Annotated in this window: 17 protein-coding genes and 1 tRNA gene; 10 read left to right on the plus strand and 8 right to left on the minus strand. The window is 40.5% G+C overall.

The genetic code is table 11. From position 1 onward, the window contains the following. Window position 1 precedes the first annotated feature (1 nt). The 6 genes from AC27I2_RS12475 to ccoG all read left to right on the plus strand — a co-directional run bounded on the left by AC27I2_RS12475 (window position 2) and on the right by ccoG (window position 8,012). Window positions 2–283 carry a YeaC family protein gene (locus tag AC27I2_RS12475; RefSeq protein WP_006794492.1) on the plus strand — a complete coding sequence of 94 codons (282 nt, stop codon included), beginning with the start codon at window positions 2–4 and terminating at the stop codon, window positions 281–283. Further along, window positions 273–2,954: a DUF349 domain-containing protein gene (locus AC27I2_RS12480; RefSeq protein WP_487204445.1), complete on the plus strand. Its 2,682-nt coding sequence runs from the start codon at window positions 273–275 to the stop codon at window positions 2,952–2,954. Before AC27I2_RS12475 ends, AC27I2_RS12480 begins: the two co-directional genes overlap by 11 nt. Window positions 2,955–3,041: 87 nt before the next feature. Beyond that, window positions 3,042–3,596: a YceB family lipoprotein gene (locus AC27I2_RS12485; RefSeq protein WP_487204446.1), complete on the plus strand. Its 555-nt coding sequence runs from the start codon at window positions 3,042–3,044 to the stop codon at window positions 3,594–3,596. An 81-nt stretch (window positions 3,597–3,677) separates the two neighbouring features. Beyond that, on the plus strand, window positions 3,678–4,982 hold the full coding sequence (locus AC27I2_RS12490; RefSeq protein ID WP_487204447.1) for an ABC1 kinase family protein: 1,305 nt from the start codon (window positions 3,678–3,680) through the stop codon (window positions 4,980–4,982). 86 nt (window positions 4,983–5,068) lie between these two features. Continuing rightward, window positions 5,069–6,481 carry a sigma-54 interaction domain-containing protein gene (locus tag AC27I2_RS12495; protein ID WP_487204448.1) on the plus strand — a complete coding sequence of 471 codons (1,413 nt, stop codon included), beginning with the start codon at window positions 5,069–5,071 and terminating at the stop codon, window positions 6,479–6,481. Between the two features lie 151 nt (window positions 6,482–6,632). Further along, the gene (gene ccoG / locus AC27I2_RS12500) at window positions 6,633–8,012 is read left to right on the plus strand and encodes a cytochrome c oxidase accessory protein CcoG (protein WP_487204449.1); all 1,380 of its coding nucleotides are present in this window, start codon (window positions 6,633–6,635) and stop codon (window positions 8,010–8,012) included. A 28-nt stretch (window positions 8,013–8,040) separates the two neighbouring features. Here the strand turns inward: ccoG and AC27I2_RS12505 are convergent, their stop codons facing one another. The 5 genes from AC27I2_RS12505 to AC27I2_RS12525 all read right to left on the minus strand — a co-directional run bounded on the left by AC27I2_RS12505 (window position 8,041) and on the right by AC27I2_RS12525 (window position 15,262). Continuing rightward, window positions 8,041–8,472, minus strand: a complete 432-nt coding sequence (locus AC27I2_RS12505; protein ID WP_487204450.1) for a hypothetical protein — start codon at window positions 8,470–8,472, stop codon at window positions 8,041–8,043. An 86-nt stretch (window positions 8,473–8,558) separates the two neighbouring features. After that, on the minus strand, window positions 8,559–9,476 hold the full coding sequence (locus AC27I2_RS12510) for a M14 family metallopeptidase (protein WP_487204451.1): 918 nt from the start codon (window positions 9,474–9,476) through the stop codon (window positions 8,559–8,561). 135 nt (window positions 9,477–9,611) lie between these two features. Further along, a complete protein-coding gene (gene iadA, locus AC27I2_RS12515; RefSeq protein ID WP_487204452.1) occupies window positions 9,612–10,778 on the minus strand; it encodes a beta-aspartyl-peptidase in 1,167 nt (388 codons plus the stop codon). A gap of 11 nt (window positions 10,779–10,789) precedes the next feature. Continuing rightward, on the minus strand, window positions 10,790–12,193 hold the full coding sequence (gene yfcC / locus AC27I2_RS12520) for a putative basic amino acid antiporter YfcC (RefSeq protein ID WP_487204453.1): 1,404 nt from the start codon (window positions 12,191–12,193) through the stop codon (window positions 10,790–10,792). A 141-nt stretch (window positions 12,194–12,334) separates the two neighbouring features. After that, window positions 12,335–15,262: a TonB-dependent receptor domain-containing protein gene (locus AC27I2_RS12525; RefSeq protein ID WP_487204454.1), complete on the minus strand. Its 2,928-nt coding sequence runs from the start codon at window positions 15,260–15,262 to the stop codon at window positions 12,335–12,337. A gap of 352 nt (window positions 15,263–15,614) precedes the next feature. Here AC27I2_RS12525 and AC27I2_RS12530 point away from each other — a divergent pair, with 352 nt between their 5' ends. Further along, window positions 15,615–17,315 carry a cyanophycinase gene (locus AC27I2_RS12530; protein WP_487204455.1) on the plus strand — a complete coding sequence of 567 codons (1,701 nt, stop codon included), beginning with the start codon at window positions 15,615–15,617 and terminating at the stop codon, window positions 17,313–17,315. 105 nt (window positions 17,316–17,420) lie between these two features. Beyond that, window positions 17,421–17,669 (plus strand): hypothetical protein, encoded by a 249-nt coding sequence (locus AC27I2_RS12535; RefSeq protein ID WP_008132014.1) that lies wholly within the window; start codon window positions 17,421–17,423, stop codon window positions 17,667–17,669. A gap of 147 nt (window positions 17,670–17,816) precedes the next feature. On the opposite strand, the gene AC27I2_RS12540 is transcribed toward AC27I2_RS12535, so the two are convergent. The 3 genes from AC27I2_RS12540 to AC27I2_RS12550 all read right to left on the minus strand — a co-directional run bounded on the left by AC27I2_RS12540 (window position 17,817) and on the right by AC27I2_RS12550 (window position 19,568). After that, on the minus strand, window positions 17,817–18,401 hold the full coding sequence (locus tag AC27I2_RS12540) for a hypothetical protein (protein ID WP_487204456.1): 585 nt from the start codon (window positions 18,399–18,401) through the stop codon (window positions 17,817–17,819). 355 nt (window positions 18,402–18,756) lie between these two features. Beyond that, window positions 18,757–18,833 (minus strand) — tRNA-Pro (locus AC27I2_RS12545). 111 nt (window positions 18,834–18,944) lie between these two features. Continuing rightward, the gene (locus tag AC27I2_RS12550) at window positions 18,945–19,568 is read right to left on the minus strand and encodes an arylesterase (RefSeq protein WP_058404861.1); all 624 of its coding nucleotides are present in this window, start codon (window positions 19,566–19,568) and stop codon (window positions 18,945–18,947) included. Here AC27I2_RS12550 and AC27I2_RS12555 point away from each other — a divergent pair, their 5' ends adjacent. Together AC27I2_RS12555 and AC27I2_RS12560 are read left to right on the plus strand one after the other, a co-directional pair. Next, window positions 19,569–20,282 (plus strand): ABC transporter ATP-binding protein, encoded by a 714-nt coding sequence (locus tag AC27I2_RS12555; RefSeq protein ID WP_487204573.1) that lies wholly within the window; start codon window positions 19,569–19,571, stop codon window positions 20,280–20,282. Beyond that, window positions 20,272–22,773, plus strand: a complete 2,502-nt coding sequence (locus AC27I2_RS12560; RefSeq protein WP_487204457.1) for an ABC transporter permease — start codon at window positions 20,272–20,274, stop codon at window positions 22,771–22,773. The genes AC27I2_RS12555 and AC27I2_RS12560 overlap by 11 nt, the downstream gene beginning before the upstream one ends. Window positions 22,774–22,853 lie beyond the last annotated feature (80 nt).

The following is a 22,853-nucleotide window of genomic DNA, read 5'->3' on the forward strand; positions in this document are numbered from 1 at the left end:
CATGAATATCGACAAACTCGTAGAAAATATAACTCCAGAATTATTTGAACGCTTGCAATATGGTGCATCAACAGGCAAATGGCCAGATGGCACTGTATTATCAGATGAGCAAAAGCAACAAACAGTGCAGTTGGTTATGTTGTATCAAGCAAAGGTGGCTCAATCGAACGAGCAATTTACGATTGGTGCTAATGGTGAAATGATCCAAAAGACAAAAGCGCAACTACAAAAAGAATTCAAATCAGACAACGAAATAGCTAGGTTTAGTGAACATGATCTTTAAGCACCTTTTTACGCCAAAATGGAAACACCCCAAGCAACAGGTTCGTCTTGATGCAATTGAAAAGCTAGACACGCAGCGCGATGCAAGTATTTTAAATACACTTGCATTAGAAGACAGCTCCGCAGAAATTCGCCGTAAGGCGCTTCAAAAGGTAAATGATTTACCACTGTGGTGGAAAGCCTACAAACAAGATCAAGCGCTAAAAGATATTGCCGAGCAGCAAATATCAAATGCCGTTTTAAATAGCGAAAGCACACTGACACCGCAAATTAAAAGTGAATATATAGAGCGCTTTGCTCCTGTAAAAACATTAGAAAAACTGGCGTTTGCAGAGAAAGAACTAAAAGTTCGCGTTAAATTACTTAAGCGTTTAGCAAATCCAAAATTAGTTGAAAAAGCTTTCAAAGAGGGCAGCGAAGAGTTACAAGCGCAGTTAATTGAGTTAGTCATTAACCATCAGCTTACCAAACCACTTGCTAAACACGCTAAAGGGGAAGCAAAAGCCACCCTTGATACGCATATTGAAAATGAACGTTTGGCTAAGGAAATGCCACAAGAAGTTGAAAACTCAACGCGTGTTATTTTAGCCAAACTTAATGCATTACGTGAAAAAACAGACTTTGCGATTGTAAACCCACAGGCTGCTGAATTAATGGCTCAATGGCAAGCATTAGAGCTTAAATGGCTAACAACGGAACGGATAAAAGCGCTAGATGAAAAGTACATCGCTATTACCAGCAAGCTTGACACACATATCGCTCAACTAAAAACCGAGCACGATAAAGAGCAGCAACTTTTAGCATTAAAACAGCGCCAATTACTTGCATTAGCAACGCTTGAAGCATTAAGCGATGAAATTGAAAATGCACTTCAGGTTGGTTTAGAAACCCCTGAGCAAATTCAACAAGATTGGCTCGACGCTAAAGTAGCGCAAGCGAAACAAGCGATCACAGAGACTGAGCTTGAAAACAACGCACAGTCTAAAGCGGTAATCGTAAAGCTTGAGAGTTTATTTTCTCAAGTAGCCAAATTACCTGAACTAACAACTGCTATTGCGCAATACAAAGAGGCACTAACCGCTTTAAAACTAATTGAACCAGCACAAACCCTTGAGCAGTATGACGAAACTCTTTCAGCTTTTAATCAAGCGTTTAAAGAGACTCGTGGGCACTTATCTATTTTAGATAGTACATTACAAGGTAAGTTTAAAGCGGAGTTAAATGCACATAAAAAGCAATTTTTAGCATTAATGAATGACTTAATTAAACCGCTTGAAAAAAATCAGAGTCAGGCAAAGCGCAAAGCTCGTGATGTTAAGCGCTTAATTGAAGAAGGCCGGTTTAATGTGGCATTTGGTGTATTTAAAGGTTTTGAAGAGCTATTTAATACATTAACAGCACGCTACCAGCAACCGCTTGAAAATATTAAAGCAGAGCTAGAGCAACAACTTGCCGATGCAAAAGATTGGCAAAAATACGCTGCTGCACCGAAGCGTGTTGCGTTACTAGAAGAAGTAACTCAGCTAACTGAGCAAGAATGCACCGACCCACAACAGCGTGCCGAACAAGTAAAAATGTTACGCACACGTTGGAATGAACTTGGGCGTTTAGATACAGACGAAGAAAAACAACAAGGTGTTCAGTTCGATGAACATATAGAAACATTGTTTGCACCTTGTCGTAGTTACTTTGCCGAGCAAGAAGAGAAACGCGATGCAGCGAAGTTGCAACGTGAAAGCATAATTACAGATATGCACACGCTTGGTTTAGAGCCAACCAGTGAAGATGGCTTTGATTGGAAACAGTTTGAAAGCCAATACAATAAGCTAAATAAAGCATGGCGCAGTGTAGGAAAAGTTGACCCTAAAACATATCGAGTATTAAACGATCGCTATAAAAGCGAGCAACAACAGGTGCTTGGTTTATTAAATGCGTTTCATAAAGTTAATGCTGCACTTAAAAATGATTTAGTTGAACAAGCCCAGAAACTATCGCAAAGTGACGATTTAGCAAGTGCTTGCCAAGCCTTAAAGCAAATGCAGCAGCAATGGCAAACTATTGGTTTTGCAGGTTTAAAAGCCGAAAATGCGCTGTGGCAAAAATTTCGTCAGTATAACGATGAAGCATTTAGTAAGCGCAGTACCGAATTTGAGCAACAAAAGCTTGAGCAAAATGAGTCTGATAAACAAGCCACTGCAGAACTAGCTGAATTAGAAGCGGTATTAGAGGCGGTGGAGCAGCGTGCGCAACTTCATGATCTAGAAACTAAGGTTAAGGGCTATGCACAGTTTAGAACGCTTGCACCAAAGGTGGCTGCATTGCTAAAGGCTATTGATGACAAAGTGTCAGTGCTTATGACTAAATCAGAGCAAGCTAATTTAGAAGCATTACTTAGTGCACTTCAAAATAATGAAGAAATACCGGCTCAGTATCAAGCAACTTTAAAAACATCACTAAATGTAGAGCAGCTTATAACGCGTATGGAAATTTTAGCGAATGTGAGTTCGCCAAATGCATCTCTTAGAATGGCAGAGCAAGTTGCTATGCTTGATGATAAACATCGTGGTGATCATGCTGATTTAAATTATTATTTAAAACAGTTGCTTGCGCTCAGTAACGGTTCAGTTGAACCTGAGACACTAGTACGGCTAAAATCGACACTTGCAGCTTAATCATCAACGTTGCTTCAACTGTTGATAAAACGTTAAAAGGCCGCTTAAATAGCGGCCTTTTATATACAATAAAATAAAGGGCTCACTATGAGAATTTTACTACTTATTACCACACTTTTTTTAACCGCCTGTAATAGCACACAAGGTGTATCCGTATATTCATTTACAAATGCTGAAGTAGAAAGCGCACTGGCTCAACAGCTCCCTAAACTTAGCGAAAAAGTAAAACTGATGGGGCTACCTGTTCAGCTCAACGTTAATGATTTAAGTGTTGATATTGGGCCTAATAATAGCGATGTTGTTGTACTCGGTGCTGACTCTAGCGCAGAAATTAACGCTTTTGCACTTAAATACCCAATTCGTTTAAAGCTTCAAATAGAAGGGAGCCCATATTACGACAGCGTGAAAAAAGCGGTGTTTTTACGTAATATAAAATTATTGGGGTCAAGCGTTGATACGGGTGGTTTTAGAGGCAACATTGGCGCGCTTGACGATCAAGCAATGGGTGTAATTAATACATTTTTAGCAAATAACCCTGTATACACACTAAATATGAACGACCCTAAAATGATGCTATTGAGCAAATTACCACTCGATATGAAAGTAGCACAAGGCGCAATTAAACTGGTTCCTCGATTATAAATAACCAGACTAAGTAGATCGACCAGCCTTAATTAATCGTACTAATTAGCCTATTTACAGGCTAATCAGGTTATAAAAATTATGGCTGCACCGCGTAATGTGCCCACGTCTCGTCTTTCTCGGTTTGCAAAATTAGGTTCGTTGGCAACAGGGGTTGCTAGCAATATGCTGGTTGATGGCGCTAAAAGTGCGTTAACAGGCAAAGGCTGGGATAACAAACGTTTACTTTTGCAGCCCAAAAACATTGAAAAACTTGCAGTCCAGTTGTCACACCTTCGTGGTGCAGCAATGAAATTAGGTCAGCTGTTATCTATGGATGCCGGTGACTTGCTAAGCCCTGAGCTTGCCCAGTTACTTGCGCTGCTGCGCTCAGACGCAAATCCAATGCCTCATAAACAGCTGGTTGAGGTACTTAAAATACAATGGGGGGATGACTGGCTTTCTCGTTTTTCTCACATTGAACTTAGACCTTTTGCAGCCGCTTCTATAGGGCAAGTGCATTTAGCGTATCAAGAAAATGGCGATAAGCTCGCAGTTAAGGTTCAATATCCGGGTATAGCAAAAAGTGTTGTAAGCGACGTAGATAACGTTATTACGTTGTTAACGTTATCGCGCTTACTACCTAAAGAGCTCGACATAAAACCCCTAGTTAACGAGGCTAAAGCCCAGTTGCTTGCTGAGGCCGATTACCTGCGAGAAGCTGATTACTTAATACGTTATAAAACCGCGCTTAAAGGCACCACTAATTTTAAGGTGCCCAATGTTTACACTGCCCATAGTACGAAGCAAGTACTGACTATGGAATATGTAAACGCTGAACCAATAGAGCGCATCACAGCACTTCCACAAAGCCAGCAGAGTTTTGTTGCTGAGCAGCTAATTGATTTGTTTTTTAAAGAGATGTTTGAGTTTAAACTTATTCAAACCGATCCCAACTTTGCTAATTTTCATTATCAATCAGATACACAAAAAATCGTTTTATTTGATTTTGGTGCAACACGAGAAATATCAAATGAGTTGAGTTCTGCTTATTTGGCACTATTTAAGGCTGGAAGCGAAAATAACCGAGAGGGCGTATTAAACGCAGCATCGAAAATTGGTTATTTTAAAGATGACATATTGGATGACTATAAAAACAATGTCATAGATTTGTTTTTAATGGCGTGCGAGCCTCTTCGTTATAATGGTAATTTTGATTTTAAAAACAGCGAGTTGGCACTTAAAATTAAAAACGCAGGGCTTGAACTCAGCGCCCAATCACAGCAGTGGCACACTCCACCTGTCGATGCACTGTTTATACACCGAAAACTTGCAGGCTTGTATTTAATTGCGGCGCGTTTGGGCGCAAAAATAGATGTGCGAGGAATTTTTAGCCACTACTCATAAAAATGGGTAAATAACTTTGTAAAGTTACAGGTGCAGTCATTTGTTAAAGTTGACATAATACTCGTGATATTTCGCGAGGTGTGGTTATGATAAAGCAATTTTTAAACGATCCAGAGTTACTACTTAATGCTGTAGGCGAGGGAATATACGGATTTGATTTATCTGGAAACGCTGTATTCGTAAATCCAGCAGCAGAGCGTATGACTGGCTGGAAATCCGATGAGTTATTAGGAAAAAAAATACACCAATATCATCATCATACTCGTGTAGATGGCACACCTTACCCTGCCGATGAGTGCCAAATTTACTGCACTATGTTTGATGGTAAGCGCCGAGAAGTAAACAACGAAATATTTTGGCGCAAAGACGGTAGCTCATTTGCCGTTGAATATACATCAACCCCAGTGTATCGAAATGACCAACTCATTGGTGCTGTTGCAGTATTTCGCGACATATCGCAGCAGCAACAAACGCAAAGTGACTTACAAAATGCGCTCATAAAAATAAAGCAGTTGAGCGAGCAATTAAAAGACGAAAACAATTATTTGATTGCAGAGCTAAATCAAGACTGGCAAGATTCTGGACTTGCAGGGCAAAGTCACGTATTTCAAAATATGCTGGAGCAAATAAAACTAGTCAGTGAAACCGACACTACGGTACTTATTTTGGGTGAGAATGGCACCGGTAAAGAGCTAGTAGCCCGTAACTTATACAGACTAAGCACCCGTAGCAAACACCCTTTTATTAAAGTAAATTGCGCTGCTTTTACACCAAGTTTATTGGAATCTGAGTTATTCGGGCACGAAAAAGGCGCGTTCACAGGAGCAAACGAGCGCCGTAAAGGTCGATTTGAACTAGCCGATAAAGGCACGCTTTTTTTAGATGAAATTGCCGAGTTACCCCTTGAGGCACAAAGTAAACTACTCAGGGTGCTGCAAGAGCAAGAGTTTGAACGAGTAGGCGGTAGTCAAACCTTAAGCGTTAACATTCGGGTCATTGCGGCAACAAACCGCGATTTATGGCAGATGGTACAAAAGGGCAGTTTTAGAATAGATTTATATTATCGGCTTAATGTATTTCCTATTAAAGTCCCCGCTCTTAGAGAGCGAAAAGAAGATATCCCTTTTCTATGCAGCAATTTAATACAGCAATTAAATAAACGTTTAGGTAAGCAGCTAAAAGGCTTAAGTCAAAAAGCAATTACTAAACTTCAAGCCTATGATTGGCCAGGTAATATTAGAGAGCTGCAAAATGTGTTAGAACGCGAAGCAATCTTATCTAAACAACCTGTATTACAGCTTAATCAACCACTTAGTGGTGAAAATACGCCAAGTATGGATTCATCTCTCACTCTCGATGAGGCGCAAAAGCAGCACATAACACGTGTTTTAATACTGTGTAACTGGCAAATTTCAGGTAATAAAGGCGCTGCAATTAAGTTAGGTTTACCTGAAAGTACACTTCGCTCAAAAATGCGAAAGCTAGGCATTAGAAAATAATCGCGATATATAGCGAGTTTCGCTTTATATCGCGAATATAAAGTAAGGCTAAAATAATAAATGATTTAATATCAATAACATAAGTGAGCTTTCAGCTTGGTCTGAAAGTTGCAAGTACTTAATTAACATCCGTCATAATTAAGTAAGCAAAATGAAGTTTGATATTAAAGAAGAAGATATGATCATTAAGCCCTATAACTCAGGGCCTATTTATATTCGCGAGCAAAAAGGCTTTTTCCAACGAATACGCCGCAATTTAGGCTGGTTACTAATGCTAACGTTTATTGCCATTCCATGGATTCAATATAACGGGCAGCAGGCTGTACTGTTAGATGTAGCCACACAAACCTTTACTATATTTGGCTTAACACTTCTTCCTCAAGACTTTATGATTTTAGCGATGCTTTTTATGGTGGGAGCATTTGCATTATTCTTTGTCACTAACTGGCTAGGTCGAGTTTGGTGTGGTTATACTTGCCCGCAAACAATATGGATGTTGATGTTTTCGTGGGTTGAGCAACGTATAGAAGGGACACGTAATCAACGTATAAAACTTGATAAGACACAATGGACATTCAGCACGTGGCGTAAAAAAATAGCGAAACACAGCGCGTGGATAGTTATTTCTGTTTTAACAGCGACCTCATTTATGGCGTATTTTATTCCGGCTAAAAGCTTATACTTAGAAATGTTTACGTTCGATTGGTCTGGCATTACCACCTTTTGGGTGCTTTTTTTCGCAGGGTGTACGTACGGCAATGCTGGGTTTTTAAGAGAAAAAATGTGCACAATAGCATGCCCGTATTCACGTTTTCAGTCAGTGATGTTTGATAAAGATACCCTAGTGGTTACATACGATGCAGAGCGAGGAGAAAACCGCGGACCACGTAAGCGTAAAGCCGATCCAAAGTCACTAAATTTAGGTGATTGTGTAGATTGTAATTTATGTGTTGAAGTGTGCCCAGCGGGTATTGATATTAGAAATGGTTTGCAATATGAATGTATAAATTGTGGTTTATGCATTGATGCTTGTGACGACACAATGACCAAGTTTGGATACGACAAAGGGTTAATTAAATACGCTAGCGAAAAACAAATGGAGGGTAAAAAAACCAACCCATTTAGATTAAAACTTGTTGGCTATGGCGCGTTAACTGCATTGCTTATTATCTCTATGTTTGCATGGATGATGCAGCGTACACCCATAGAGGCCTCTGTACTTCGTGATAGAAATGCACTTTACAGAGTAAATTACGAGGGCTTAGTCGAAAACCCATACACACTGACCATTATAAATAAAACACAGCAATCTATGCATTACACTATTGCTATTGAAGGATTACCAGGCGCAACACTTCAAAGTCCTGAGCTTACGCTTGTACAACCCGGTTTAATGAAAAGGATACCGGTTACAGTTACCGCTGATGGTTACGACATTAAACAAAAAGTGAGTAAATTACGATTTGTTGTTACTGCGCAGGAGGATGCGAGTATTAACATTACCAAAGACAGTCAGTTTTATAAAAACTAAGTAACTAAACGCCAAGTTGATTAAGTGATTAATCCGCTTGGCTGCTTTCAAGGTGCTTAATAACGTATTGCTTGGCACTTTCAACTTCACTAAATATACATTTAGAGCTATCTCTGCCAACACTTTGCAGAACTCGTGAAATTTGGCTTATAGCAATAGCAGATGTCATTACAAAAGCACTAATAATGCAATTTGCAGCTTGCATTCTTTTCCCAATTTTAGTGAGCAATAACTCGGCTTCAGGCGTCGCTGCTAATACTTTTCGTGAGTCGCTAATGTAGCCCCAAGGGGTGCCATTAAACTGAGTTGTAGTGCTAATGAGTCTTTCACCAAAAGTGCTCAATAAATCTGTATCGATACTTCCTGAAAACTCTGCGACAATGATGTTGTTATCAACAGAAAAATTAACGTTGCCATAGTCATTATTTAATGAAAAATCATGGTGTTTATTTTTATCCACTTTCAAGGCTTTCTCTCTATTCTATATTACAGACTTATTACTACGTTTAATAAAACACACTTATAATAAACGTAGCAACTAGTAATTTAGCCTTCATTTTGTAAATAATTTAAAGCGCTATCAATAACAGCCACTTGCGCTAATATACATTGTTCACTGTTGGCTGAAGGGCTATCTGGGTAAACCTCTGTTGTTGTTACAAAAGGTGCATCAGTAAAGCCCATACATAAACCTAATTCGCGCGCAGCATAGTTAATAACACCAAATTGTTCCTGCGGTACGCCAATTAATGCATTGTTTTCATCGCTTGGTGCAATATGCGTAACCTTTTCAACGCCCTCAATAATCACTTTTTGAAATTCAGGCTCTGGCTTTTTACTGTCGGCAACTAAATAAAACCCATCAGGAATATTCCAATTTGTATTAGTTGTGCCTTCACGTGCTGCAAGCGCTGGCCTAAATTCACTGTTGTCAGTATTGGTTGTTTCATGTAAATCAATGTGTGCTAGTAGGTCAAGATTTAATGATTTTACATAGGCCATTACCGCAGCCGACTCGTGTGCTGGGCTATTGTCATAAAACGAGCGGTTAGGATCTATTGCGCTTGGGTTCCAGCGGTTAATTGTTTCATACCCCCAAGGGCTAATACAGGGAGCAATAACTATATTAAAGTATTGTGATTGATTTAAAGCAGAGGTTTTTGCAAATCTAAGCGCGCCATGCACGCCACTAGTTTCGTAGCCATGCACGCCACCGGTAATTAAAACCGTTGGTTTGGCATCATCAAAATTAGGTGTTTGCAGTGCATATAATGGATAACAGCCTTCGTTGTAATTAAGCTCGCCGTATTGCTCAACAGTTAATGTGCCTTTAAGCTCGTTTATTAGCGTTAACACTTCATCTTGGTAGCTACGCTTTATAACTTGCCCTGCTAGCCATTGTGCTTTGTCGCTGTCGTTCCATTTAGTACCGGGTGTGCCAATTGGGTATGTGCTGTCAGTCATTATAAAGCCTTGGAATATCGATATTTAATTAAATAAAGCGCTAGCTTAACGCTGACTAAAATAGCCTGCAAGTTAATGCGATGCATAACATTTCTATAAAAATTAATCATATAAATTAATTAGCTGCGTTGAAAGTTACTCAAACGGCCCTTTTATAACCGCGTGGCTGTTTTGTACCATTAAAGTACCGTTTGCCCATACGTACTCAGGGGTTAAGGTCTCTTTATCGAGAAGCACAATATCTGCGTCGCTCGTTGTTTTTAATCGGCCTTTATTAAGCCCTAAAATATCAGCGGGGTTACTGGTTATGCTCATCAAAGCGTGCTCAATAGGGACGTTATATTGCTTAACTGCTTGCTGAAACGAGGTTAATAAAGATGCCTCTTTACCTACCTCAAGTCCCAATAAATTAAAGCCTTTATCAAAAATAGGTAAACTAGCATGGCCATCTGAGCTCATAGTGAGTTGGTTTTCTGCTACACCTTGCTCCAAGCAATAAGCAAGGGCATGGGCTGCTGCGAACTCACCGTGGGCTAAATCGTAATCGGTAGTGCTGGTGGTAAAGTCGATAGTACCTCCCTGATCACAAAATTGAATACCGGCATCAAGAAGTGCTTTATTGCGGTTCATATGCGTAGGATAAAACTGTTTAAGCTTAATATCACTTTGCTGAGCCACCTGATGCAAAATAGTTAAATGGCTATCAACAGGGCCCACATGAATACTTACGGTGCCTTTTTTACCACTGAGCATACCGGCTACTTTAGCCTCGGCTGCCAATTCTGCTAATTGCTGTACAGTAGGTTGGCTACTGCGATGATCAGAAATTGCCACTTCGCCAACCCCTATAAACTCCTCTATATACATAATGTCGTCAGTGATTGAGTGAGTAAGAGTTTTAGCTGGCAAATGATACGAACCAGTATGACAAAATACATTCAGTCCTTGCTCTTTTAACGCTTTTGCTTTGGCAACCAAATTGGTCAGCGTACGTGAGCTTGAATCGGTACCCAGTGCGGCCACCACCGTGGTGGTGCCCGACAAGGTTGCATCGGTTAGGTTCATTTCAGGGGTGCGGCTGGCAAATCCAGCCTCGCCACCGCCACCGGTAATATGCACTAACGAATCAACAAACCCCGGCGCAACCAGCTTATTTTTACCGGCAATCCGTTTGACGAGTATACTGCTGTCGAGGGTTATATTTTCGTCAATAGCAATGATTTTACCACCGCCAATTAATACATCTTGTGTGCCTAGGTAGGTAGGTGCATAAACGGTTGCACCTTGAATTAAAGTTAACATAACAAATTCTTTTATTGATAATTAATAAAATAAGCAAGAAATATAAAGCCGCTTGCTAATACAAAAAGTGCTATGGCAAAGCGCCAAATAAACGCAGCCCACTCTCCCCAATCTAATTTCACGACCCCTAAACAACCAATTAAACTAGCTGAAGTAGGAATTAAAATATTGGTTAAGCCATCTCCTAATTGAAAGGCCAATACCACAATTTGCCGTGATACATTGAGTAAATCGCCTAGTGGTGACATTAACGGCATAGTGATGGCAGCTTGCCCTGAACCCGATGAAACAAAAAAGTTAAATACACTTTGGAACACCAGCATTCCCCAAGCCGCAATGTAATCTGGCACACTGGCTATGCTACTTGCACAGTAATACAGCAGTGTATTTAGAGTTGAGGGAGTAGTTAAATCGCTACCCCCTAATAGTAATATAATGCCTTTAGCTAGTGCGACCAATAACGCCGCTGGCAGTAACTCTTTTGCACCGTTTTTAAAAGCATCAGCGCACTCATTTGCGGTTAGCTTTTTAAACACGATGGCAATTATTGCACTAATAATACCAATACAAAAAAACTGTGCCGCAAGCTCAGGAATATAATATTGGCGAGCCATTACGCCCCATACAACCCAGGCTATACCCAATACAAACACTAATAATGTGAGTGCATCGGCTAAGCTAAGTTTAATTGTTGGCTGATCACCCGCTTTTTGGGTTTGTATTCTGATGCGTTTTGCATAGCGCATGGTAAACACAAGTCCTGCAAGAGTAAAACACGCCCACGCTAGCATACGAAAACCCGCGCCAGAAAACACGGGGATTTCAGCTATCGATTGCGCTATAGCAATGCTAAAAGGGTTCATCCATGAGGTGGCAAAGCCTATTTGCGTGGCCACATAGGTTGTGAGCACGGTAACTTTAGCGTCGTAGCCAAGTTGTTGCATAATAGGGAGCAGCACAATACAAAAGGCAATAGCTTCTTCGCCCATACCAAATACCGCGCCGCCTAACGAAAATAGTAAAAATAGTAAGGGAATAAATAGCCATTCAACCCGTTGAGTTTTATTAATAAGTGCCAGAATGCCGTTGTTAATCGCACCGGTTTTCATAATAATGCCAAAGGCACCGCCAGTGATTAAAATAAACGCCATTACGCCAATCGCTGCACCATATTTATCACCTGACACTAAGCCTTCAAACAATACATTTGCTAAACCAATGTCGCCACCTTGTGCAAAAATAGGCGGTGATTGTTGGTCGTTAACGGCTTGATATTGTGAAAGCTGCACAGTATGGCTACCCGGTTCTGCATTAAATACTCCTGGGGTAATAAATACCGTGGCTATATAGGCAATCACTGCCACACACAGCAAAATAATGCTGGCATCGGGCATAGAAAATTGTTTTTGTTTCATAATTTCACTTTAATAAAAGGTCATTGTGTTGATGCGTAAATAAACGCTTAAACGTACTTTAGCACTTAATAGGCAGTGTCACTGTAGCCATGACCTGTAATAAAAGGAAGGCCGCAAAGCGTTTGCTTTGCGGCTAAGTGGTTAAAAGCGGTAGCTAATACTTAATTTATAATTAGCACCTAGGGCATTATGATTAATTGAATCAAAGCCACGGCTTGAACCGTAAAGTGTGGGTGGCTCTTTATCAAAAATATTATTGATACGCGCGCGCAAGGTCAGTGATTTATTAACATAGTAACCTGCTGATAAATCCCAAACGAGCCAATCGTCAACCTGATGTTCACCTTTTGAGTCTAATACGCCAAGTGAATCTAGTTCATCAATTTCACGCCCACGCAGGCCTTCTATATCATCTTCGTAGCTACTGGTGTAGTTTGCACCTAAGTTAAGGTAGTAACTTTGCGCTTCCCAATCGATTGACATACGGGCAATGTTTTCAGGGTAACGATAAGTTCCCACCAACTTCTCTAACGAGTCAGACCCCGGTTTATTACGTTCAAACTCAAGGTAATGAGTGCCGTCAAAGGCAAAGGTTAAATCGCCGCTTGGTAATTCAAAACGATGGTCAAACTTAAAGTCTATGCCAGCTAAAGTTTGTGACCCAGTGTTTTCAAGTGGGATAGCATGATCGCGAAACAGCGGTAAAAATAGCTCGTCATCACGCGGGTTAAATTCATCAATGTAACTGGCTAAAATCTCAGTTAAATTGGCACCGTCTTGCTCTATGTTTAAACCACTGGTGTCGGTGACATCGCATAATGCTTCATCGTACGATATGCCTTGCTCGCCCGGTGGTACAATGCCACAGTGACGAAGTGATGCATCGGTAATAGCGCGGTCGAGCACAGCGGTCATGTTGGTATCGATTACTTCTTCATGATCAAACTGCCAGTAATCAAGGGTTAAATTAGTATTAGCCGATGGGCTCCATGCAAAACCAACACTAATAGCCTCAGACTCTTCTGCATTTAAATTAGGGTTACCTAATTCTAACGAATTAACACTCACTTGTGTGCCATCACCCATACAGTATAAATCGGCTACAGCTTGGTTGGCACCGCAGTCAAAAGTAGATTGCGTGGTTCTTAATTTAACACCAGCCTGCGTAAGTGAAGGAGCTCTAAACGAGGTTGACCATGAACCACGAACAACTAACGAGTCAGTCGGGCGATAGCTCAAACCAATTTTAGGATTAAAAGTGCCACCAAAGTCATCGTAATGATCGTATCGACCCGCTGCTTGTAGCTCTATTTGCTCACTCAGTGAAATACTTAATTCAGCAAACGCGGCATATTGAGTGCGATCGGCCTCTGATAAACTAGAGCCAAAGCCAAATACATCAACAAGGTAGTCTTTATCTGCTTGAGCTTGTGAATTAAGTGAAGGAATGTCGCTTAGCTCTTCACGGCGTGCTTCTACCCCAAATGAGGCATAGGCAGGTAGGTCGTTAAAGGTAAATAGCTCACCATTAAAATTAGCATCCCAGCCATAAACAGTACTTTCTCCACTGCGTGTTGGGCGAGCTTGCGCTGTTGCCAAAACGGCATCGTTAGCGGCGTCGCCTTGAAGGAAAGGGTTGTAAAAAGGCAGTAATTCTCCCGATGCACAATTTAGGTCAGTACCGTCAAAACTTGCCAATGTACCGTCTGAACAAAGCTCGCCTGTGATCGCGCCATGAAACTGATAACGATTATAAACCCCAGCAATAGCCTCCTGATCTGAACGTGAGCGAGAAAGAGTAACACCAGACTCCCAGCCCCAATCACCAATTTCACCACTTAGGCTACTTACTAAGCGAAAGTTTTTCGTTTCTACTTCCACTGTTCTTGGAGCATTAAAGCGCGCATCAAAACCAAAACCATACACTTCTCGGCCACTTTGAGTATCAAATGGGTCAATGTAGAGTTGATCCATCAAATCATTACTACCATCGGCATTATCGTAAATAAATAAGGCGTCTTCTAAAATATACGGGCCGTCGTCATCATTAATTTGGTTAATAGGTGAGGGCGATGAATACGCTTTTGCCTTGGTTTGGCTGTAAAAAAAGTCAGTGTGCCATTGTAGACCACCGAGCTCACTATTAAACATAAAGCCGGTTGAAAGGCTCTCAAATGGGGTATCTAGGTAGTCATCTTGATTAGAGTAGTAAGCACAAATTTGTTCACCAAATTCAGTAGTCACTAATTCGGTTTTACAGTTTGGTGATGGAAGTTCGTTACCGTCTCGGCTGCTGAAATAATAAATATTCGGTGAGTTCTCCAGCTTAGGTAAATATGAGTAACCATTAACTAATGAAGGTGAGGCGGTATAATCGCGATCGGTCGCTTTAAAAGCGTTACGGTCGTATATATCTGCAAATACCGTTAAGTTACTCTCGCCTATTTTTGTACCATACACTAAGTTTAGCTGCTTTTTACTTTCGTCATGCTGATCAAAGCTATCGGCAAACGAAGTATTGATTTCAGCGCCTTCAAAATCATCTTTTAAAATGTAATTAATAACACCCGCTACAGCATCGGCACCATAAACGGCTGATGCACCGGTGGCTAAAATATCAATACGCTCAATGGCGGCTAGCGGAATTGAATTCACATCTACAAAGTTTTCAGTACCAGCAGCAAATGAGCTAGGTGCAACTCGGCGGCCATTAATTAATGTAAGCGTTGCTGAAGGTCCCATGCCTCTTAAACTCGCTGCTGATTGGCCCGCTGGTGTAGAAGTAGACGTACCGCCACTTTCAGAGGTTGAGAACGTACCGCTCCCGCCTTTAAATACAGATAAATCTTTGAGTAATTCATGAATGGTATTAGCACCAGAGCGTTTGATTGCATCTTGGTCTAACACGGTTAGTGGAATAGTGCCTTCAAGATCAACGCCTTTTAAGCGAGATCCTGTTACTTCTACTCGTTCAATGTTGGTATCAGTTTGAGTTTCTTGTGCATACACACAAGTGACAGGGCTCAGTAAAGCGCTTACTGTGGCCGCAATAGTTAGTTGACGAAACATTGTAGTACCTTTTGTCTTTTTTAAGCGCGCAGAAATAGGTTTAATATTTCTCAAGGCTTTAATTATTATGTTTTTTAGACAGGGCAGTGGTGAAATGACACGCTGAGCCCCTCACAGAAATCAGTGAGGTGGTGGGCTACTCGTCAAACCACTCCGAAAGGTAGTGGGGTGAGTAGAAATATGTTGTAAGCAATGTTGCTTTTTTAAACATAATTCTCGTTCCAAAAAGGTTTTTGACAAAGCCAGCAAATGGGTGCTAGCTTACTCGCGTTTTAAAGTTCCTTTTTTTTATAGCAAGCGAGAGGCTCTCTCGCAAGTCATTTTTTATAAATTTTTACATGAGTGTAACATAATGGAACAAATATACTTACCAAGCAAGAAAGTAGCTAATTCGCGAATAATAACCGCTTTTTTATCAATCTTAATTGGTTTTTCGCTACAGTTAAGCGCAAAAGAGTCTAATCAAACGCTTGTTTTAGTGGGGGGAGCTCTCACAACATGTGCCAGTTTAAGCCCTAAAAACTGTGAAAAAAATACTCAGATCTCGGGTAAAACGCATAATGTATTTACGCTCTCTCAGGCTAAAATTAGCCAAATAAAGCAACAATGGCCCAGTAAAAATAGCCAAGCTAAAAATAACACTATTAAAAATTTGGCAGCAATGCAGGCTAAATCATTGCCCACATTGTCGAAAAAAGAGTTGTTATGGTTATGGCGTGATATTGATAGTAAACAGCTCAATAATTTATCGGATCAAGAATATCATTTTGTAATAGATATGCTTGAAGTAGCGCAAATCCAAAGCAACAACACGCGGCTAAAAGAGCGTGTAAATACCGCGCTTAATAGCGAACCGGCAGCGACAGAGATTCTGCAGTTTATATCGGGTAGTTTAAAAGTTAATAACGCAAACCCGAGTATGCTGGCCATTACTGCCTCAAGCAGAGATCCTTACGAATCTGCTGACTTTTACGAAGGATTACTAAACTTCCCTAATGTAAATTCACAATGGCTTGCATTAACCCCAGCGCTTGCTAAAGCAATAACCACTAAAAAGTGTGGTGATTTAACCACGCTTAGGCACTCAGAGATGGGGTTATATCAACGCGAGCATATTTACCCTGATCGTACCCAAGCAGAATATGAACTGTGTAAAAAAGGCACCGACGCTTTAGTCGAGCTAATCAAAAACAGTACCGGTGTAATGTTTAATGGTGGCGATCAAAGCCTAACTCGAAAAGTATTATTTGATGAAAATAACCACCCTTACCCATGGACAAAAGCATTGCACTCACGCTCTGTTATTGTAGGCACAAGTGCAGGCACCGCGGTGCAAAGTGGCGGGCAAGTTCATGGTGATAACGCGGTTATGATCACTAATGGCACAAGTTTATCGGCATTAAAAGAAGGCGCACAAGCCATTGATGCCCCCAGTGAGCGCTCAAGCAGTGATAGCTTAACTTACAACCGTTTTGGCGGTTTAGGCACGTTTAGTTACGGTGTACTGGATACACATTTTAGCGAGCGTAATCGCACATTAAGGTTAGCCACTTTGCTCGACAACCTAAATGAAAACCAAGCTCAGCCCGCTTTTGGCTTTGGTGTAGACGAAACCACCGCTTTAGTGGTTATTAAATCTGGAGCTGGCAATTTAATGACAGTAATTGGTAAAAATGGTGTGGTACTAGTAAAACCTAAAGAACGAATAGAGGCTGAGGCTAAAACTTACCGTTATTCATATTGGCCTGCTGGCAGTGTGATTGATGTGAACAATAACTCATTTACTTTGAGCGAGCGCACATTGGGGAAAACATTGCCCTCAATAAAAATACCGCCTTTACCAGTCCAGCGTTTTGGAAGCATATTAACGGATGCAAAATTACGGTCTCTTACCCAAGCCATGTGCCTTGCCCAAGAGCAAAGCGCAGTTGCTCAGCAAGATGAGTTCTTAATTAGCTTGAATGCAAATGCTGATACACGCTACGACCGAATAAGCACCAAACAGTTCGGCTGCGCTGTGAGTAATTTATCGCTGGTGGTCGAATCGTTTTAAGTCTGAGTCTTAAATATTTGGATTTTAAGTACCAGCTCTATAAAATAACCGATATAAAGTATAACCACTTTGCTCAAAGCAAAGAGAGATAGAAAGAGTTTTAACATGAATAACGAAAGTGATGTAATCGACAACTTAGCAGACTTAGAAGCTTTTTTACTCGAAATAGAAAGCGGTGGCTATGGATTAAAAGGGGTATCGGGTGTAGGTATGGCGACTAAAAACTCAGACGGTACCCGTTTTATTGCCGTATTTGATGATAAACAGCAACTACTATTGGCCCGCGGTATCACCGAAGATGTATTTACTAATGGGCAAGATATGGTTCGTAACGGTGTAAAGCCCAAACACTAATTACATATAAATCAATAAGCGCTGTATAGCGCTTTTTTTTTGCAAAATTTAAAATGAGTTGAAACATCAAGCAAGGCTAAAAAATATAAAAATTAAGAAACCGACTTAGACGAAATAAATATAGACATTTACTGCATAACTTACATATCAACGTATTTCGTTAACTAATTTATCATTTTCATAAAGTGCCGAGTATTGGCGTTTATGCTCTTCAAATAGATAGGTTCTTAACTGCTCTTTTCCGCTATTAATACGCGTAATTTTTGCAGCCATTCCTGACTTATTTTGCCTAATGGGCTCTATATCAATTGAAATATACTCTTCGTTTGGCAGTGTAAACTGCACATTTTTCATACTACCTAAGCGACTGTTATCTTTTAGAGGTTTTAAAAATATGCCAGTGCTAGATATAGACTCAATATAAAAACCCTCGCTCTTTATATTAAGTTGGCTCCAACGCCAACTTCGCTGTGTGCCTTTAGTATCAATGACTTCAGGCGCACTTAATACAGGGTTAATAACCCCAGAGGGATCTATTTTTAAATCAAGCGGAAACCATAATTGATAATGCGCAACTTTTGCTAATAGCGTTAAGCTTGCGTTGCTTAATAGGTGCGCAATGCCTGCGGGTACACTACTTTGTAAAGTAAGCTTGTGATTTGGTTTTACTTCCTGATCTTCTGGCTTAAATAAGTCAGAGATAAAGTTTAATTCTTCAGCTGAAAAGTCCATGTTCAACACCGTAAAAATAAAGCCCCATAATACGTTAATCAAACAAAATGCTCAATAAGTGTGCAGTGTTATTTGTTTTCTTTACTACAGTTAAAGGTTTTGTTTAGATTTTAGGTAAAGTAAAAGTCTAGATTCGCTTTGCTTGTTACATTTTTAAAATTGAAAGCATTCATTGTCATTTTAAGCAGGCGAGGAAAGCATAAAGTCTGGGTTTAGACGTAATAGGCCGTTATTAAACTGTTGTTTAGAATGCCTTTCAATTAAATATATTTTTAAAAAAGTAGAGTGCGTGTTTAATCTTCAGGTTAATATCTGTTGGTAACTATTTTACAACCTAAAAGAGGGAGTTATGAATTGGTCGGTATGGAGAGATTCGAACTCTCGACCCCTGCCACCCCATGACAGTGCGCTACCAGGCTGCGCTACATACCGACGTTGAGTGCAATAGTACGTGTATTTTTTTAAAAATCAATAAGCGATTGTTTGTTTGAGTGTTTATTAGGCAAGTGAGCTAAAAAGCTCACTTAAGTTTGGTTATTTAAGCTAGTCTTTATTTAACCAAGTTTTGATCGAGTCGTACATCTCATCTCGTATCAACGGCTGAGCTTTTTTGTTAGGGTGTAGCCCATCGTTTTGCATTAGCTCTGGTTTATCGGCGATATTGAGCATAAAAAAGTTTAGTAAGTGCGTATTAGTTTCTTCGCTGATTTGGCTAAAACTATCTGTAAACATTTTACTGTAGCGGGGACCATAATTAGGTGGAATGTAAATTTCCATCAGTGCGGTCATTGCATTAGCTGCTTGGCTTTTTTGTATAAGTTCAGTTAAGTTAGCCTGCATTTTGTTTACCGGAAAGCCGCGAAGACCGTCGTTTGCACCAAGCTCTATAAGCACATGAGTTGGTTGGTATTGAGTAAGTAATGCATCTAAACGGCGCAATGCACCACCAGAGGTTTCGCCACTAATGCTGGCGTTTACAAGTGCAATGTCGGCTTGCTCGTCATTGTACTTATCTTGTAACAATTTTACCCAGCCTTGCTCTTGTTGAAGGCCATAGGCTGCGCTTAAACTGTCACCGAGTATTAAAATCGTGTTGTCGGCTGCCGCACTCTGCGGTTTGATAACTAAAAATAAAATGAATACTAAACGTAGGATTGAATGAGTCATATGTCAGCGCTTTCTCAATTAAATATAATTCAAGTTAATGGTTTGTCTAAAATAGTAACTACCTTTGAAGGTGAGTTGTCCATCCTCAGCGACATCAGCTTTAATGTCAAGCATGGTGAGTCTGTTGCTATTGTTGGTACGTCCGGGTCAGGTAAATCTACCTTATTAAGTTTACTGGCAGGCTTAGACACTGCGAGTAATGGCGAAATATTTTTAGACGGTGAGCCGCTACATAATTTAGATGAGGAAGCACGTGCAGCACTTCGTGCCGCTAAAATTGGTTTTGTATTTCAGTCTTTTATGTTGGTGCAAAGCTTAACCGCTCTCGAAAACGTAATGTTACCTGCTGAATTAGCGGGAAAAAGTGATGCTAAGGAGCAGGCACTTGCTTTGCTTGAAAAAGTAGGCCTAAGCCATCGAACAGATCATTACCCTTCTCAGCTTTCGGGTGGTGAGCAACAGCGTGTTGCTATTGCACGTGCTTTTATTGGGACACCCAAAATTTTATTTGCTGATGAGCCTTCAGCGAACCTAGACAGTAAAAACGGAAAAATGATTGAGTCGCTGTTGTTCGACTTAAATTCTCAACACGGTACAACGCTCATTTTAGTGACGCACGATGAAGGACTCGCTCAAAAATGTGAGCATATTATCCAGATAGAAGCAGGATTGCTTGTTAAAAGCGAAGTAGAGGACGTTGCAGATGTGGGCTAAATTAGCGCTTAAATTATTTGCGCGAGAATTTCGCAGAGGTGAGCTAACAGTAATTAGTGCAGCGATTGCTTTGGCGGTATTAACAGTACTCACGTTGTCTATGGTTACAGAGCGAATAGCACAAAGCATCGCCCAAAAAAGCAGTGCATTTATTGCCGCCGACCGAGTTCTTGCAAGTAGCCATGCTATTGATACCGCTTTTATTGAGCAAGCCAAAAGTCAAAATTTACAAACCGCGCAAATGGTGTACTTCGACACCATGTTATTTGCTAACGACGAGATGCAATTTAGTTCAGTAAAAGCTGCGTCAAATGCATACCCGTTGAAAGGGCAGCTTAAGGTAAAAAATACATTAACGGGTGAAACGATTATTGCAAATGCTGGCCCAAGGCCAGGTAATGTATGGCTTAGTGAGTCTGTTTTTTACTCGCTCAATATTGATATTGGTTCGCAAGTTGAGCTAGGTGCGGCGTTATTCAATGTTGAAAAAGTTATAGTAGAAGAGCCCGATGCGCCATTTAATGTGTTCTCAAGTAGCCGCCGTGTTTTAATAAATATTGCTGATGTGCCCAAAACTGAGGTCGTTCAACCTGGAAGTCGTGTTTTTTACCGTCAGCTTTATGCAGGTAGTGAAGACGACATAAACAGCTTTTATGACTGGTTAAAACCACAAATGAAAGAAAACCAACAATGGTATGGCGTAAAAGACCGCCAATCACCTATTTCTAATAGTTTAAATCGAGCAGAGAGCTTTTTATTGCTAGCGGGTTTACTCGGTATCATTTTAGCTGCAGTAGCAATTGCTGTATCAGCTAAACGTTATTGCGAGCGTCAATACGACCCTGTTGCAATGATGAAAACATTGGGAGGTAGCCGCTCAATGATCCGAAAAATTTATATGCTTCATTTATTGCTTGTCTGTGCAATGGCAGTAAGCATCGGTTTGCTAATTGGTTACGGCTTGCAAGAAATAGCGACGGGGTACTTATCAAAAAGTATGGGCACAGAATTACCCATGGGGGGGTTTAAACCTTGGCTTGTGGCAATTAGCACGGGTGTAATTTGCGCCGTTATGTTTTCTATTAAACCTTTGTTTGACTTGTTCGATATTCCGCCGCTTAGGGTGTTGCGCCGTAACTTAGGCGACAAATTAGCGGTAAGCCGTGTGCATTTGGGTATGAGTGCATTGACCGTGTTTTTGTTAATGTGGTTATTTAGTAACAATATAAAAATAACGCTTATCTTATTTATAACCACACTTACCTTAATTGGCGTGTTGTTTTTAATATCGAAGCTTATTTTTGGTGGTGGCCGAAAACTGGGTTTAAAACCAGGTAATAGTTGGTCGTTGGCCATTGCGTCTATTCAAAAACGCGCCAATGTAAATGCTGTTCAACTTATTAGCTTTTCGTTAGCCATTAAACTGCTTCTGTTTTTAGTTGTGCTTAAAAATGACATGATTGCCGATTGGCAGTCGCAATTACCCAGCGATGCGCCAAATGCATTTTTAGTTAATATTACACAAAACGATCTTGAGCCAATTAATAACTACCTCGCTGAAAAAGACATTTTAGTGTCTGACTTCTACCCAACGATTCGAGGGCGGGTCAATGCGGTAAATGGCGAGTTGGTTGCTCGTGAGGTCTCTCTTCAAGACAATGAGAAAAAAGACGAGGAAGCGCGTTCAGGTATTGGCCGTGAGCTAAATTTAACATGGCTTAAAGATGTACCAGCTCAAAACGAAATAATACAAGGCGAGTGGTTTGGTGAAAACGCAGTGGCTGAAGCATCAATTGAAGAGTCAATGTTAGAGCGCCTTGATGTTGAAATAGGCGACACGCTTACCTTTTTAATTGGCGCGCAGTCGTTTGATGCTAAAATTACCAGCGTTCGTACTGTGAATTGGGCAACTCTTAAACCTAACTTCTTTATTATACTCAGCCCAGATGTACTTAAAGATTTTCCGGCAACGTATATTTCGTCGGTTAGGATAGAACCTGAGCAAAAGCGTGACTTTAGCCAACTATTACGTACCTACCCAACAATTACAGCAATCGATGTAGATAACTTTGTAAAGCAAATACAAACCACCATATCTCAAGTTTCACTCGCGATTGGTTTTGTACTTGCCATTGTTGTTTTATGTGGTGCGCTAGTACTTATTTCGCAAGTACAAGCGAGCTTGGGTGAACGGATGCAAGAAATTGTAATTCTGCGAACATTAGGCGCTAAAAGCCGTTTAATTAAAAATGCGACCTTGTACGAGTTTTTATTATTAGGCGGATTAGCTGGTTTAGTTGCTGCATTCTTTAGCGATTTAGCACTGTTAATTGTGCAGCAACAAATGTTTGAACTTTCGGGCAAGCTCCATCCACATATATGGATTATAGGCCCGCTTGCCGGTGGTTTATTTGTAGCAGGGTTAGGTTATTTAATGATTGCCCGTACCCTTAAACAAAATACCCAAGGGTTAGTGCGTGCTTTGGGGTAAAACTAGTTAATTTGGCTTTAAAAATGCTCGCTTTATATGCGAGCATTTTTGTTTTTGCTTGGTACTGGTATTTTATACAG

The sequence above is a fragment of the Pseudoalteromonas sp. NH0006-46 genome, from assembly GCF_057547735.1.

Bases quoted from the DNA above. Each gene is read 5' to 3' on its own strand.
- AC27I2_RS12475 (WP_006794492.1), top strand. From the start codon at position 2: ATGAATATCGACAAACTCGTAGAAAATATAACTCCAGAATTATTTGAA.
- AC27I2_RS12480 (WP_487204445.1), top strand. From the start codon at position 273: ATGATCTTTAAGCACCTTTTTACGCCAAAATGGAAACACCCCAAGCAA.
- AC27I2_RS12485 (WP_487204446.1), top strand. From the start codon at position 3,042: ATGAGAATTTTACTACTTATTACCACACTTTTTTTAACCGCCTGTAAT.
- AC27I2_RS12490 (WP_487204447.1), top strand. From the start codon at position 3,678: ATGGCTGCACCGCGTAATGTGCCCACGTCTCGTCTTTCTCGGTTTGCA.
- AC27I2_RS12495 (WP_487204448.1), top strand. From the start codon at position 5,069: ATGATAAAGCAATTTTTAAACGATCCAGAGTTACTACTTAATGCTGTA.
- ccoG (WP_487204449.1), top strand. From the start codon at position 6,633: ATGAAGTTTGATATTAAAGAAGAAGATATGATCATTAAGCCCTATAAC.
- AC27I2_RS12510 (WP_487204451.1), bottom strand. From the start codon at position 9,476: ATGACTGACAGCACATACCCAATTGGCACACCCGGTACTAAATGGAAC.
- iadA (WP_487204452.1), bottom strand. From the start codon at position 10,778: ATGTTAACTTTAATTCAAGGTGCAACCGTTTATGCACCTACCTACCTA.
- yfcC (WP_487204453.1), bottom strand. From the start codon at position 12,193: ATGAAACAAAAACAATTTTCTATGCCCGATGCCAGCATTATTTTGCTG.
- AC27I2_RS12525 (WP_487204454.1), bottom strand. From the start codon at position 15,262: ATGTTTCGTCAACTAACTATTGCGGCCACAGTAAGCGCTTTACTGAGC.
- AC27I2_RS12530 (WP_487204455.1), top strand. From the start codon at position 15,615: ATGGAACAAATATACTTACCAAGCAAGAAAGTAGCTAATTCGCGAATA.
- AC27I2_RS12535 (WP_008132014.1), top strand. From the start codon at position 17,421: ATGAATAACGAAAGTGATGTAATCGACAACTTAGCAGACTTAGAAGCT.
- AC27I2_RS12540 (WP_487204456.1), bottom strand. From the start codon at position 18,401: ATGGACTTTTCAGCTGAAGAATTAAACTTTATCTCTGACTTATTTAAG.
- AC27I2_RS12550 (WP_058404861.1), bottom strand. From the start codon at position 19,568: ATGACTCATTCAATCCTACGTTTAGTATTCATTTTATTTTTAGTTATC.
- AC27I2_RS12555 (WP_487204573.1), top strand. From the start codon at position 19,569: ATGTCAGCGCTTTCTCAATTAAATATAATTCAAGTTAATGGTTTGTCT.
- AC27I2_RS12560 (WP_487204457.1), top strand. From the start codon at position 20,272: ATGTGGGCTAAATTAGCGCTTAAATTATTTGCGCGAGAATTTCGCAGA.